Annotated in this window: 13 protein-coding genes and 1 pseudogene; 5 read left to right on the top strand and 9 right to left on the bottom strand. The window is 72.8% G+C overall.

The window, feature by feature from the left end:
• The first annotated feature begins 116 nt into the window (after nucleotides 1–116).
• Nucleotides 117–1,106 (top strand): zinc-binding dehydrogenase, encoded by a 990-nt coding sequence (locus tag AB0M29_RS41590; protein ID WP_365392188.1) that lies wholly within the window; start codon nucleotides 117–119, stop codon nucleotides 1,104–1,106.
• A 78-nt stretch (nucleotides 1,107–1,184) separates the two neighbouring features.
• A complete protein-coding gene (locus AB0M29_RS41585; protein ID WP_365392186.1) occupies nucleotides 1,185–2,168 on the top strand; it encodes an RNA polymerase subunit sigma-70 in 984 nt (327 codons plus the stop codon).
• Between the two features lie 13 nt (nucleotides 2,169–2,181).
• Here AB0M29_RS41585 and AB0M29_RS41580 read toward each other — a convergent pair whose 3' ends face one another.
• The 3 genes from AB0M29_RS41580 to AB0M29_RS41570 all read right to left on the bottom strand — a co-directional run bounded on the left by AB0M29_RS41580 (nucleotide 2,182) and on the right by AB0M29_RS41570 (nucleotide 5,120).
• On the bottom strand, nucleotides 2,182–3,429 hold the full coding sequence (locus tag AB0M29_RS41580) for an MFS transporter (protein ID WP_365392184.1): 1,248 nt from the start codon (nucleotides 3,427–3,429) through the stop codon (nucleotides 2,182–2,184).
• Nucleotides 3,426–4,514, bottom strand: coding sequence for a MerR family transcriptional regulator (locus tag AB0M29_RS41575; protein ID WP_365392211.1), 1,089 nt, complete (start codon nucleotides 4,512–4,514; stop codon nucleotides 3,426–3,428). The genes AB0M29_RS41580 and AB0M29_RS41575 overlap by 4 nt, the downstream gene beginning before the upstream one ends.
• A 90-nt stretch (nucleotides 4,515–4,604) precedes the next feature.
• Complete coding sequence (locus AB0M29_RS41570) at nucleotides 4,605–5,120, bottom strand: HutD family protein (protein WP_365392182.1); 516 nt, start codon at nucleotides 5,118–5,120, stop codon at nucleotides 4,605–4,607.
• Nucleotides 5,121–5,298: 178 nt separating this feature from the next.
• On the opposite strand from AB0M29_RS41570, the gene AB0M29_RS41565 reads away from it, so the two are divergent.
• The gene (locus AB0M29_RS41565) at nucleotides 5,299–6,897 is read left to right on the top strand and encodes an APC family permease (protein ID WP_365392180.1); all 1,599 of its coding nucleotides are present in this window, start codon (nucleotides 5,299–5,301) and stop codon (nucleotides 6,895–6,897) included.
• 24 nt (nucleotides 6,898–6,921) lie between these two features.
• Here AB0M29_RS41565 and AB0M29_RS41560 read toward each other — a convergent pair.
• Both AB0M29_RS41560 and AB0M29_RS41555 read right to left on the bottom strand, forming a co-directional pair.
• Nucleotides 6,922–7,029 (bottom strand): annotated as a pseudogene (locus AB0M29_RS41560) (cupin); the annotation flags it as partial.
• A gap of 108 nt (nucleotides 7,030–7,137) precedes the next feature.
• Complete coding sequence (locus AB0M29_RS41555; protein ID WP_365392178.1) at nucleotides 7,138–8,064, bottom strand: EamA family transporter; 927 nt, start codon at nucleotides 8,062–8,064, stop codon at nucleotides 7,138–7,140.
• A gap of 84 nt (nucleotides 8,065–8,148) precedes the next feature.
• On the opposite strand from AB0M29_RS41555, the gene AB0M29_RS41550 reads away from it, so the two are divergent.
• Complete coding sequence (locus AB0M29_RS41550; protein WP_365392176.1) at nucleotides 8,149–9,105, top strand: LysR substrate-binding domain-containing protein; 957 nt, start codon at nucleotides 8,149–8,151, stop codon at nucleotides 9,103–9,105.
• Here AB0M29_RS41550 and AB0M29_RS41545 read toward each other — a convergent pair.
• The 4 genes from AB0M29_RS41545 to AB0M29_RS41530 all read right to left on the bottom strand — a co-directional run bounded on the left by AB0M29_RS41545 (nucleotide 9,032) and on the right by AB0M29_RS41530 (nucleotide 11,401).
• Entirely contained in the window at nucleotides 9,032–9,952 is a 921-nt protein-coding gene (locus AB0M29_RS41545) for an RICIN domain-containing protein (protein WP_365392174.1), read from the bottom strand. The two genes, AB0M29_RS41550 and AB0M29_RS41545, sit on opposite strands and share 74 nt — an antisense overlap.
• Nucleotides 9,953–10,034: 82 nt before the next feature.
• Nucleotides 10,035–10,673, bottom strand: a complete 639-nt coding sequence (locus tag AB0M29_RS41540) for an endonuclease (protein WP_365392172.1) — start codon at nucleotides 10,671–10,673, stop codon at nucleotides 10,035–10,037.
• Nucleotides 10,674–10,823: 150 nt separating this feature from the next.
• A complete protein-coding gene (locus AB0M29_RS41535; RefSeq protein WP_365392171.1) occupies nucleotides 10,824–10,949 on the bottom strand; it encodes a hypothetical protein in 126 nt (41 codons plus the stop codon).
• 29 nt (nucleotides 10,950–10,978) lie between these two features.
• Nucleotides 10,979–11,401 (bottom strand): MarR family transcriptional regulator, encoded by a 423-nt coding sequence (locus AB0M29_RS41530; protein ID WP_365392169.1) that lies wholly within the window; start codon nucleotides 11,399–11,401, stop codon nucleotides 10,979–10,981.
• Between the two features lie 164 nt (nucleotides 11,402–11,565).
• Between AB0M29_RS41530 and eno the strand changes: the two genes are divergently transcribed.
• Nucleotides 11,566–12,870, top strand: coding sequence for a phosphopyruvate hydratase (eno, locus tag AB0M29_RS41525; protein WP_365392167.1), 1,305 nt, complete (start codon nucleotides 11,566–11,568; stop codon nucleotides 12,868–12,870).
• Nucleotides 12,871–12,924 lie beyond the last annotated feature (54 nt).

Genomic DNA, 12,924 nt, shown 5'->3' with positions numbered 1-12,924 from the left:
GCGCGGCAGGTCCGCGGGGGAGCGATTCCTTTCGGTGGTGCCCGGGATCTCCATGGGTGGGAGGCGCGGTTCGCGCGGATCCCCTGACGTACGCCGAGAAGCGAAGGCAGACCACCATGACCGTTCCCACGACCATGCGCGCACTGGAGCAGTCGTCCCTGAGCGGCCCGCGGGACATGCGCCTGATCACCGACGCGCCGGTGCCGCGCCCCGGGCGGGGTGAGGTGCTGATCCGCGTCACCGCCGCCGGGGTCAACTTCGCCGATGTCTCGAAGGCCCACGGCACCTTCCGGGACGGCCCGCGGCCACCGTACGTGGCGGGCTTCGAGGCGGCCGGGGAGGTCGTCGCGGCGGGCGAGGCGGTGACCGTCCCACGGCCCGGGGACCGCGTCGTCGGCGTCGGGGCCGGCGCCTTCGCCGAGTACATGCTCCTGCCCGCGGCCGCCGCCGTGCCGGTGCCCCCGGGCTGGACGGAGCAGGAGGCGCTGGGCCTGGTCGTGAACTGGCCCACCGCACTGGCCGCGCTCACGCTGGGCGGCCTCACCGCCGGGCAGGTGGTGCTCATCCCGGCCGCGGCGGGCGGCACCGGCCAGGCCGCCGTACGCATGGCCAAGCACTACGGCGCCACGGTCATCGCCACCGCCTCACCCGGCAAGCACGAGACGGTGCGGGCGCTCGGCGCCGACCACGTCCTGGACTCCCTCGGCGGCGACCTCGCCGCCGAGGTCGCCGAGCTGACCGGCGGCCGCGGTGCCGACCTGGTCCTGGAGTCGTCCGGAGGCGCCACCTTCGCCGCGAGTCTCGCCGCGGCCAAGCGCGTCACCGGCCGTGTCGTCGTCTACGGCCTGGCGGGCGGCGAAGCCCCGATCACCAACTGGGAGCTGGTGTACACGCACCAGATCCACCTCATCGGCCTCAACATCGGCGTCCTCATCCGGGCCGCGCCGCAGATGTTCGGCGAGCTGATGGGCGAGCTGTCCGCACTGACCGCGGCGGGCGTGCTCACCCCGACCCCGCCCACCGCCTACGCCCTCGCCGACGGCCCGAAAGCCCTCACGGAACTGGAGGCCAGGTCCACCGTCGGCAAACTGGCCCTGCTCCCCTGAGGCGACCCGGCGGCGGCGTCGGCACGGGAACACGTCGGAAGATCAGGGCGGCACTAGGTTGGCGGGGTGGCTTCTGAGATGCGGACGGCAGCGGACCAGGAACGGTTCACCGCCGAGACCGGGCGGTTCCGGCGGGAGTTGCTGGCGCACTGCTACCGCATGACGGGCTCGGCGTACGACGCAGAGGACCTGGTGCAGGAGACGTATCTGCGGGCGTGGCGGTCGTACGCGGGATTCGAGGGCCGGGCGTCGATGCGGACGTGGCTGTACACGATCGCCACCAACGTCTGCCTGAAGGCGCTGAAGCCGCGCCCCCTGCGGATGCTGCCCTCGGGACTGGCGGGCCCGTACGACGGACCCGACCGGCCGCCGACGGCCGCCGCACCCGGCGAGGTGTCCTGGCTGGAGCCGCTGCCGGACGCGTGGATCGCCCCGCCCGACGACGATCCGGCCGCGGTGGTGGTCGCCCGCGAGTCGCTGCGGCTCGCGCTCGTCGCCTGCCTGCAGCACCTGCCCGCCCGCCAGCGGGCGATCCTCATCCTGCGCGAGGTGCTGGCGTTCTCCGCGGCCGAGACGGCGGAGATCCTCGACACCACCACGGTCGCGGTCAAGAGCGGTCTGCAGCGCGCCCGCGCCCGGCTGGACGAACTGGAGCCCGAGCCCGAGGAACTCCTGGAGCCGACCGACGCGCGGGCACGCGCACTCCTCGACGCCTACATCGCCGCCTTCGAACGCTGCGACGCCGCCCTGCTGGAACAGGTGCTGCGGACCGACGCCACCCTGGAGGCCACTCCCTTCCGCGACTGGCAGGCGGGCCGCGCGCTGTGCGTCCACACCCTCGCCGCCCACGTGCTCGGCTCCCCGGGCGACTGGCGGATGATCCCCACCACGGCCAACGGCCAACCCGCCGCCGTCGTCTACCACCGCGCCCCGGACGGCACTCTCCAGGCCGACGGCGCCGTGCTCCTGGCCCCCACCGCCACCGGCGTCACCCGGGTGGTCAAGTTCCACGACCCAGCCCTGGCCGCCGCCTTCGGCTTCCCAGGCGTGCTCGCGCACTGACCTCCCGGCACGATCACGACGACGGCTGGCCGGCGGGGGAGTGCTGCGTGCGCACATAGGTGTTGAGCAGTGGGAGCAGGCAGGCCGCGAGGTAGCCGATGCCGCACAGGGTGCAGATCGTGCGTGCTCCGTAGGCGGCGCCGAGGGGGCCGACGGCGAGTTGGGAGACGGGGATGGCCACGAAGGACAGCAGGTCGTCGTAGGCGGTGACCCGGGAGAGGCTCTCGGTCGGGACGGACTGCTGGAGTGTGCTCTCCCAGGTGATCGCGGCAAGCGAGAAGCCGAGACCGCCGAGGAAGGCCGCGGGGGCGACCACCCAGGCGCGGCCGGACAACCCGAGGGCCAGCAGGGGGAGTGCGGAGAGCGTGCCCCAGATCCGGCCGTCGCGCAGCGGACGGCGGAGCACCATCCTGACCGCCACGAGGCTCATGGCCAGCAGCCCGGCCGCGCGCGCCGCCTGGACGAAGCCCCATCCCGTGGCCCCGTCCCGGCCCGCGATCACCTGCGGTCCCAGGACGTTCAGCGGCCCGACGTTGAACGCGTTGCCCAGCGCGAACCCCACGGTCATGACCACGACCCAGTGCAGGGACCGGAACACCGACCAGCCGTCGAGCAGGTCGCGCCACAGCGCCTGCCGCGCCGCGGGCGGCCGGGTCGCCCCGGGGATGCGGGTGAAGGCCAGCGCGGCGAGCCAGAAGGAGAGCGCGTCGACGGCGACTGCCCACCCGCCGCCGACGGTGGACACCAGGACGCTCGCGAGGACGGGCCCGAGGATACGGGCGCTGTTCTGCGAAGTGGCCAGGAGCGCGTTGGCGCGCTGCAGCCCGTCGCGCGCGACGAGTTCGGGCACGATGCCGCGAAGGGCCGGTGAGGTGAACGCCCCCACCACGCCGGTGCCGAAGGAGAGCAGCGCGACGTAAGTGAGGCTGTAGCGGTGCGCGAGCAGGAGGGCGGCAAGTGCCGCCATCAGTGCTCCGGAGGCGAGGTTGGCGGAGATGAGCAGGGTGCGGCGGCTCATCCGGTCCGCCACCGCCCCTCCCACCAGGAGCAGGACGAGGGTGGGGACCAGATTGGCCGCGAGGACGATGCCGAGGTCGCCCGCCCGGCCCGATGCCTGGAGCACGGCGAGCGCCAGCGCCGTGGTCGTCATGGACGATCCGGCCAGGTCCACGGTCCTGCCGGCGAAGAACCAGCCGAAGCGGCCTTTGAGGAGCAGGCGCATCGAGGTGGGAGGCGTCGCCGTGCCCAGGGCCTCGGTCACGCGACGAGCAGGCGCAGGCCGAGCTCCGCCGCGTCGTGGGCGACCAGGTCGCGGTTGCGCTCGGCCCACCGGCCCGAGGAGAGGTCGTCGCGCAGGCCGTCGACCGCCCGCTGCTCGGCCTCCGGGCCGACCCGCGACCAGACCGAGACCGCGCGGCGCACGTGCTCGTCCAGGTATGCCTCGGGCCGGCGCCAGTACGCCTCGAAGAAGCCGTCAGCGCAGTCCCACGGGATGAGCACCGGCTCCGCGTGGCCGCCTATCGCGCCGGTCAGGTCGGCCAGCGACGGCCAGTGGTCGAGAAGCCCCTCGAACTCGGGCAGGTAGTCGCGGGAGAGCCAGAACCGCTGCGCCCAGCCAGGGCTGCTCGCGTCGTACGTGAGCACCACCACGCGGCGCGCCACCCGCCGCATCTCCCGCAGGCCGGCGACCGCGTCCTGCCAGTGGTGCACGGTACTGACCGCCATCGCCGCGTCGAAGGACCCGTCCTCGAACGGCAACTGCTCCGCGCTGGCCGCCACACACGGCGCCGCGCCCGCCGGACGCTGGGCGCGCATGACCGCCGACGGCTCCACCGCGGTGACGTCCCGGTCGCCGGGCTCGTACGAGCCGGTGCCCGCGCCGACGTTCAGTACGGTGCGCGCGTCCCCGAGCGCGTCCCAGATCCGTGCGGCGATCCGCGGCTCGGTGCACCGCGTCGCCGGGTAGGCGGATCCGATGACCTCGTACAACTGCGCGCCGAACACCTGCAGTTGCTCTTCCGGTGTCGTCCTGATTCCCAAGGCCCGTGCCTCCAGCTCCTTGTCGATGGCCGTGACCATGGCGGCGGCGCGGTCGCGCTGTTCCACCAGCAGGCCGCGCAGCCGGCGCAGATGCGCCACCGCGTCGGTGTCCGGGTCGTCGACCAGGTCGGCGATCTCCCGCAGCCCGAAGCCCAGCCGCCGGTAGCCCAGCACCTCCCGCAGCCGCTCCACATCGCCCGCCGCGTACGCCCGGTACCCACCCGCGGTCCGCGCCGACGGCCGGACGAGGCCGATCTCGTCGTAGTGATGCAGCGTGCGGACGCTCACCCCGGCCAGCTCGGCCACCCGTCCCACGGTCAAGTGCTCTTCCACGCCCCCGACAATGCAGCATGACGCCACGTGAGGGTCAAACGCTTTAGCCGTGGGCCGCCAGGACTATGCCGCGGCTTCGCGGGTGAGCAGCACCTCGACCGTGAATCCGTCGAAGCGCACGAGGGCCGCCACGCGAGCGGAAGCGGGTGCGGAAGAGGGCTGCGAGCCGCCGTCCGACGGCCTGACCCGGAGATCGCCGAGGAGCACCCCGCGGCGCACCATCAGGTTCAGCGCCCGGCCCGGGGCACGCACCTCGGCGCTCACGGCGTCCTCCCCGCCGAACCGGATCGGCTGGTACGCCACCGCTTCGACGACCCGGTCGCCGATGGTCAGCGACATGTCGCCCGCCAGCGGCAGGAAGATGCGGTCGAGGCCGGGGAACGGCGAGAAGGGGGCGTCCGCGGTCAACTCCGCGAGGCTCAGCCGCCAGTCGGGAGTGTCAGGGGCCGACCCGGCCGACACCCACAGTTCGCGGGTCACGCCCGCACCGTTGCGCCACGGCGTCGCGGGTACGGCGCCGGGATCGATGACCAGGGGCCCGCTTCCGGGCTCCCGCGGGGTGGTGTCGGTGGGTTCCATGCGTTCCTGGAGCGTTCGTCGGGGAATCCGGCGGCAGTGCCGGGCTCACCCCGCAGCGTACGTCGGGGAGGCCCTTCCCCACCTCATCCTGATCGGGCCGGACACTGTGTCACCCACCATCGGGGCGGCGCCTCGTGGTTACGTTGCAGGCGACGGCCGACCGAGGCGAGGAGCCGGGATGGCGCTGGAAGGACTGCCGGAGGACTCGATGGCAGGCGGGACGCCGGCCGTGGCGGAGCAGGAGCGCCGACTGCGGCGCGGCCTGGGCTACTGGGGTCTGACCGCCATCGGCTTCTCCAACATCCTGGGGTCCGGCTGGCTGTTCGCGGCGATGTACGCGGCGCAGACGGCGGGCCCCGCCTCGCTGGTCTCCTGGGTGGCGGCCGGGCTGCTCAGCGCACTGGTCGCGCTGGTGATGGTGGACCTGGGCGCCACCCGGCCGGAGGGCGGCGGGACGGTCCGCTGGCCGCTGTACGCCAGCGGCCGGCTGGTGGGCACGATGGTGGGCTGGTCGGTACTGCTGTCGGTGGGCGGCACCGCCGCGGAGATCACCGCGATCATGCAGTACGCCGCGCACTACCTGCCCGGCCTCTACAACGGCAGCACGCTCACCGCCGCCGGGCTCGGCCTGGCGCTCGCCCTGAGTACCGTCCTCACCGCGCTCAACTGGTTCGGTGTGCGGCTCTTCGCACGGCTCAACAACGCGGTGTCGGTGTTCAAGGTGATCATGCCGATCGTGACCGTGGCCGCCCTGCTGGCCTCGGGTCTGCACGGCACCGGCCGGCTCACCGACCACGGCGGATTCGCCCCGTACGGCTGGTCCGCCTGCCTCAGCGCGCTGTCCGCGGGCGGGATCGTCTACTCGGTCAACGGATTCCAGGCGCCGCTGGACTTCTCCGGGGAGGCCCGCGACCCCCGCCGCACCATGGCACCGTCCGTCCTCAGCGGCATCGCCGTCTCCGTACTGCTCTACCTGGGCCTGCAGTTCGCCTTCCTGCTGGCGGTACCCGAAAGCCTGCTCGGCCACGGCTGGCAGGGCGTCGACTTCGACTCGCCGTTCGGCCAGCTCGCGCTGCTGCTCAACCTGCACTGGCTGGCGGCCCTGCTCTACGCCGACGCGGTGGTCTCGCCGGGCGGCTCGGCGTACGTCGGCGTGGCCATCGACGCCCGGCACACCTACGCCCTGGGCAAGAACGGGCTGCTGCCGCGGTGGGTGATGCGGGTGGACACCCGGTTCGGCATCCCGCACCGGGCGCTGGCGCTGAACCTCGCTGTGATCGTGGTGTTCCTGCTGCCGTTCGGCGGCTGGCAGAACATCGTCGCGGTGATGGGCGACATGTACCTGCTGATCTACGCGTCCTCCACGGTGGCCGCCGCCGTCTTCCGCGCCGCGACGGGGGAGCGCCCGGCGGGGCGGGTGCCGGGGCTGCGCTGGATGGCGCCGGTCGCCTTCGTCGTCTCCGGTGAGTTCGTCTACTGGTCCGGCTGGCACGACCTGCGCCTGGCGCTGCCGCTGGTACTGGCCGGGCTGCCGCTCTTCCTGCTGCTGCGCCGCGACAGCGCCACGGCCCCCCTGCCCGCCGAACTGCGCGACGGCGCCTGGCTCGTCGTCTATCTCGCGGGCCTGACCCTGCTGTCCTGGCTCGGCGGTTTCAAGGGCTCGGGCCGGCTGCCCCAGCCCTGGGACTCCGCGGCCGTCGCCGTCTTCTCGCTCGCCGTCTTCGCATGGGCCGTCGCCTCGGGCGTCCGCCAGTTGCACCGCACCGCGACCGCCTGACCGTGGCGCTGACCGGCGGCGGGCTCACTTCTTGGCGTATTCGGTGTAGCCCTTCCAGTCGACGATGACGCATGCCGCGTCGCCCACGACCCAGGCGTCGTGCCCTGGAGGGCAGATCAGCAGGTCACCAGGGATCCCAGTATCGGCTGAGCCGAATCCCCCCGCGATGTCTGGGGCCCGCCATGATCCACCGCGCAAGGAATCGTGCTGCCGGGCTTCCGCTTCTCGGGTAGGCCGGGTTCACACCGCTTCCTGGAGCCGGGGCTCGGCGCCGGACGGTTCGGCGATGAGCGGCTCGGTTTCCGGGCGGGCGCCGGTGCGGGTGGCGCCGATCCCGGCGAGGACCACGAAGGCGATGCCGGCCGCGGGCGCCGGTCCCGGCGTCTGGCCGAGCACGAGGAAGCCCAGCAGCATGGCGATGGCCGGTTCCAGGCTCATCAGGGTGCCGAAGGCGGAGGTGGTCAGGCGGCGCAGGGCGAGGAACTCGAGCGCGAAGGGCAGTACGGGGCTCAGGGCCGCCAGCGCGAGCATGATCCACAGGGTCGGCCAGGTCACGTGCGTCGAGATGGCGGGTGCGGCGATGAGCACGCCGAGCAGGCCCGCGACGGGCATGGAGACCGCCAGGCCCTTCAAGCCGGTGACGCGGTCGCCGACGCGCTGGGTCAGCAGGATGTAACCGGCCCAGCAGGCCGCGGCGGCCAGCGCGTACACCGTGCCGAGCACGTCGAGGCCGCCGTGCCACGGCTCGGCCAGGAGCACCACACCTGTCGCGGCCGCCACCGTCCACACCCGGCGTCCGTGCCCCGGCCCGAACAGGGAGACGGCCAGCGGGCCGAGGAATTCCAGCGCGCTCGTGGTGCCCAGCGGCAGGTGGGACAGGGCGAGCATGAAGAACAGCATCATGCCCGCCGTCACGGCGCCGAGCACCGCGCAGGCCGCCAGGTCCGCGCCGGTGAAGTCGCGGCGGCGGGGCCGGACGAGGACCAGCATGAGCACCCCGGCCCAGCCCAGGCGCAGCCCCGCCGTCGCCAGCGCCCCGAGGTGGTCGAAGAGCGGGACGGTCAGTGCCGAGCCGAGCTGGACGGTGGTCATGGAGGCGACCGCCATCACGAACCCGGCCTGGGCATCCCTGTGCCGTGTCCGGCCCGAAAGCTTCAGCGCGCTCATGGGGCCCAGTCAATGCCGCCGGAACCGTTCGTGTCCACGTGCCAATGATGGATGTTCCGTTCGATGATGCTGAACAATGGGAGGATGGAGACACGGCGTCTGCGGCTGCTGATGGAACTGTCCCGGCTCGGGTCGATGCGTGCGGTCGCCGAGACCGTCGGTACCACCACCTCGACGGTGTCGCAGCAGCTCACGGTGCTCGCGCGGGAGATGGGGGCCACCCTGATCGAGCCGGACGGGCGGCGGGTGCGGCTCACCCCGGCCGGGCGCCGGCTGGCCGAGCACGCCTCGGTGATCCTCGCCGCCGTGGAGAGCGCGCGCCTCGATCTCGCCCCCGACGCGGAGCCGAACGGAACCCTGCGGGTGGCCGGGTTCGCCACCGCGATCCGCGCCCACCTGCTGCCCCTCGTCACCGACCTGGCCGTCAGCCATCCCCGGCTGCACATCTTCGTCCGCGAGCACGAACCCGCCGAGGCCCTGCAGCTCCTCGCCGCGGACGAGGCCGATCTCGCCCTCACCTACGACTACAACCTCGCTCCCGCCGACCCGGACCCCGCGCTGCACGCCACCGCCCTGTGGACCGCCTCCTGGGGCCTGGGCGTGCACGCCGGTGCCGAGGTGCCCGAGTCGGCCGATACCTTGGAGGTGTTCGCCCGCTGCCGTACGCAGGACTGGATCGTCAACTCCCGCAACGCCGCCGACGAGACGGTCATCCGCACCCTGGCCTCCATGGCCGGGTTCACACCCCGCATCACCCACCAGGCCGACAGTCTCGACCTGGTCCAGGGCATGATCACCGCAGGGCTCGGTGTCGGTCTGCTGCCGATCGGGACGACCACCCTCCCCGAGGTACGGCTGCTGCCGCTCACCGGCCCCGAGGTGACGCTGCGCGCCTTCGCCGTCGCCCGCCACGGCCACCTGGTCTGGCCGCCCCTCGCCCTGGTCACCGACCTCCTCGCGCAGCGGATCAGGCGGAATCCGTCGGGTCGTGGGGCAGAGCGAAGAGCCACTCCTGCGCCGCCGAGTCGGCCCGGTCCTTGAACCACGGCTGCCACCCGGGCTGGCTGTCCCCCCGCGCGGTGAGGAACTTGCCGCTGTGGACGGCTTGTACGGTGAACGCGAGCCCGTTCGCCGACCGTTGGAGCCGCCAGCGCTGCCACGGGCTTCTGTGCAGTTCCCACCAGGTGACCGGCTTGGGGCGTTCGGCGTCGGTGGTGGAGTCGAGCGCGAAGCCGTGGCGCGTGGAGATGATCACCACCTCGCCAGGTACCCCGCTGGGCTCGACGGTCCAGAGCTGCTGCGGGGTGGCTGCCGGTAGTTCGATCAGTACGTCGTTGGGCTGGCCGAAGATGTCGCGGCCGTGTGTGTCGAGCGCCAGTCCGCAGTCGCGGGCGATGAGCAGCAGCGGCCGCCGGTCGACAGCCGGGGGCTCGGCGACGTTCGGTTCGAGGGCGACGGTCGGTTCGAAGGCGGTGGTCGGTCCGAGGGCGGCGGTCGGTTCGGGTTCCTCCCGCGGCTGGTGGAGTGCGGGTGGGGCGGTGGTCCGCAGCAGGTAGAGCCGCCGCCATCGCTTCCGCCAGATGCCCACCCCGGGGTGGGTCACGGGCACCAACGTGGTCAGGCGCCGGTTGTCGTCGCGAGGAGTGAGCAGTACGCGGACGATGGCGACGAGTTGGTCCTCCCGGCTCAGCCACTGGCCGCTGAACGCCTTGCTGACCGTCGCCGGCGCGACCTCGCCGTCGGAGTCCTCGGCGATCTGCCGCAGCGAGGGGTTACCGTTCTCCAGCCGCAGCACGCGCAACCTGTGCGTCATCTCCGCCATCACACGGGCGTACTCCTCCGCTGCGGCCGCCGCGGAGGTGGTGTCGCTGCCGTTCGGTAATGCCATGGTTCCCCCCAGGCGACGTGCCGGACGACCAGGGTAGGGCTGCCCCGCGCCGGCGAGGGCGGATACCGGGACTTCTGCCGCCCTACGCGGCGCGCAGCTCGTCGACCGCGCCCTTGGAGAGGTGTGCGCGGGTGAGGGCGGCGGCGAGGTGGGGGAGGTCCGATTCCGGGACCAGCTTGCCGAGTCCGCGCGGGGTGTGGGGCAGGCCGAGGGAGCGGGCGGTCTCGCACGCCTGGTCGTCGAAGAACGGGCGCAGCTCCGGCCATACGGCCTGGGCCTCACGGCAGAAGATCCCGGCGCCCACGGGGCCGATCCGGGGGACGTCCTGGAGGAGTTCCAGCACCTTGGCCGGTTCGCCGTCCGCCTCGTCGCGGAGCGTGCGCAGGTCGCCCTTCCAGCGGCCGAGCACCAGCTCGGCACCCTTGCCGAGCGCGGTCGCGGTGCTCTCGTCGTAGCGGACGTAATGCGCGCGCCCCAGTGCGTCCACCCGGTCCTGCCAGCTCGCGTCCAGCATGGCCCGGGGAGTGCGCATCCCGGCCGCGAAGACTTCCCTGGCGGCGGCGGTCGCGGTGCCCGCCTTGATGCGGATCGAGCAGAGCACCGTGAGGACCAGCAGTTGGTAGAGCGGCGCAGGTGTGTTCCGCAGAGTGATGCCCGCCTCGTCGGCGTACGTGCGGCCGTGCTCGCGCAGCAGCCGCGCGGTCAGCTCCCTGGTGTCCATCGTGCGCCTCCTCCTGGTCAGGTCCCGGGAGTGTGTCCTGCGCCTGCCCGGTGTGTGGCGTCGCATTCGGGGGCTGCGAAAACGCTCAGGCGTCCTCCCGCCGGAGTGAGCCGAGACACCCCCGCCCTGCACGGCAGGCAGGGCCAGCGCCTACCAGCCGCCGAGCAGCCCACGGATCAGGAAGGGGGCCAGCCACGTGCTGCCGAACCAGAGCAGGGCGGCGGCTGCTGCGGCCAGCGCGAACTGCTTGAGTACCGATCTGCTCTCTCGTCGCACGGCCCCTCCCCGCGAGCAGCGTATCGCTGTCAGCGGGTGGCGAGCCGCTCCAGCAAGGTGGCGCTGCGGGCCAGCAATGTGCGCTCCTCGTCGGTGAGTTCGGCCTCGATGGCCTGTGCGAGCCAGCCGACCCGGCGGCCGCGTTCCGCTTCGAGGGCGGCCCGACCCGCGTCGGAGAGTTCGACCAGGGACTTGCGGCCGTCGGTGGGGTGGGAGCGGCGGGTGATGAGGTGCTGCTCCATGAGCAGACCCACCGCGCGGGCCATCGACTGGGGGCGTACGCGCTGGTCGGCGGCGAGGTCGCTGGTGGTCATGGCGCCGTTGCGGTCGAGTGCGCCGAGGACGGCGACCTGGCCGAGCGGGATGTGGTCCTCGTGCTTGACGCGTCGGGTGAGCTTGCCCATCGCGGTGCGCAGTTCGGCGGCGATGGCGGCGGCTTCCGGGGTGGGCATGCGGCACTTTACCGCGCTGGTCAGCATTGCTGTGCACGTGACCTGCACAGCAATGCTGTACAGCGAAACTGAACAGCATTGCTGTATTGTTTGGCTCTGTCGGGGCTCAGCGCCAGCGCTGTCGCAGCCGGGGCCACGGCATACGACAACGGGAAGGAACTCCCATGTCCGCAGCGGCAGTCGGAACCGCCAACGCCGCCATCCAGACCGTCACCGCCCGCCGGATCATCGACAGCCGGGGCAACCCCACCGTCGAGGTCGACGTCGTCCTGGCGGACGGCTCGCTCGGGCGCGCGGCCGTGCCGTCCGGCGCCTCCACCGGTGCGCGCGAGGCCGTGGAACTGCGCGACGCAGACCCCGCGCGCTGGCACGGCAAGGGCGTCGACCGCGCGGTGGCCCACGTCAACGGGGAGATCGCGGCCTCCGTGCGCGGCCGGGACGCGGCGGACCAGGCCGGGCTCGACGCGGCGCTGGTCGCCCTCGACGGCACCGCCACGAAGTCCCGGCTCGGCGCCAACGCGATCCTCGGGGTCTCGCTCGCCACCGCCAGGGCCGCCGCGGCCGCCCACGGCCAGCCGCTCTACTGCTACCTCGGCGGCGCCGACGCCCACCTGCTGCCGCTGCCGATGATGAACATCGTCAACGGCGGTGCCCACGCCGACAATCCGCTGGACTTCCAGGAGTTCATGATCGCGCCCGTCGGCGCGGACACCTTCGCCGAAGCCGTCCGGATGGGCAGCGAGGTCTTCCACACCCTGCGCCGCGACCTGCTGGCCGCCGGGCACTCCACGGGCGTCGGCGACGAGGGCGGCTTCGCCCCCGCGCTGCGCACCGCGGAGGAGGCGCTCGACTTCGTCATGGCCGCCATCGAGCGCACGGGCTACCGTCCGGGGACGGACATCGGCCTGGTCATGGACCCGGCGACATCCGAGTTCTTCCGCGACGGCGTGTACGACTACACGGGCGAGGGAGTACGGCGCACCCCCTCCGAGCACGCCGACTACCTTGCCAAGCTGATCGACGCCTACCCGGTCGTCTCCATCGAGGACCCGATGGCCGAGGACGACCTGGACGGCTGGCGCGAGCTGACCGCCCGGGTCGGCGACCGCTGCCAGCTCACCGGCGACGACGTGTTCTGCACCAATCCGGCACTGCTGCGCGAGGGCATCCGTACCGGCGTCGGCAACTCGGTCCTGGTCAAGGTCAACCAGATCGGCACCCTCACCGAGGCACTCGCCGCGGTGGCCCTGGCCCACGAGGCGGGGTGGACGGCGGTCATGTCGCACCGCTCGGGCGAGACGGAGGACACCACCATCGCGGATCTGGCGGTGGCGACCGGCTGCGGTCAGATCAAGACCGGCTCGCTCTCCCGCTCCGACCGTACGGCGAAGTACAACCAACTGATCCGGATCGAGGAGGAGTTGGGCGACGCCGCACGCTACGCGGGCCGCTCGGCACTGCGTCGGTGACACACCTCGGCCCACCGTGAGACACGCGCGATGCCGTACCGCACGAGGCGGTAC

It is taken from the genome of Streptomyces sp. NPDC051976 (assembly GCF_040680795.1).
Lineage (GTDB): Bacteria > Actinomycetota > Actinomycetes > Streptomycetales > Streptomycetaceae > Actinacidiphila.
The sequence above is the reverse complement of the archived record's forward strand: the minus strand, read 5'-3'. Positions and strand labels throughout refer to the sequence as shown.